A 469-nucleotide genomic window follows, 5' to 3' on the forward strand; every position below is an offset into this window, starting at 1 on the left:
GATAGTCGTAAACTCAGTGATAAACGATTTTATCGCCCTACTTTTCGTATGCACTTAACGAATAAAGAGATTCTAGACAAGATTTTGAGCTATTCAGAAGACTTGAAACACCACTACAATCTCTATCAACTCTTGCTTTTTCACTTTCAGAACAAGGAACCTGACAAATTCTTCGGACTTATTGAGGACAATCTAAAGCAGGTTCATCCTCTTTTTCAGACTGTCTTTAAAACCTTTCTAAAGGACAAAGAGAAAATCGTCAACGCCCTTCAACTTCCCTATTCTAACGCCAAACTGGAAGCGACCAATAATCTCGTTAAACTTATCAAACGAAATGCCTTTGGATTTCGGAACTTTGAAAACTTCAAAAAACGAATTTTTATCGCTCTCAATATCAAAAAAGAAAGGACAAATTTCGTCCTTTCTAGATCTTAGCTTTTCTTCAACCCACTACAGTTGACAAAGAGCC

Annotated in this window: 1 protein-coding gene; it reads left to right on the top strand. The window is 36.5% G+C overall.

Features of this window, described 5'->3' with window-relative positions:
- On the top strand, positions 1 to 435 hold a 435-nt coding region (locus tag N8L33_RS09935), incomplete at its 5' end, for a transposase (RefSeq protein WP_261059748.1).
- Positions 436 to 469 lie beyond the last annotated feature (34 nt).

Origin of the sequence: Streptococcus mitis, assembly GCF_946188695.1 — a bacterium.
GTDB lineage: Bacteria > Bacillota > Bacilli > Lactobacillales > Streptococcaceae > Streptococcus > Streptococcus mitis_DF.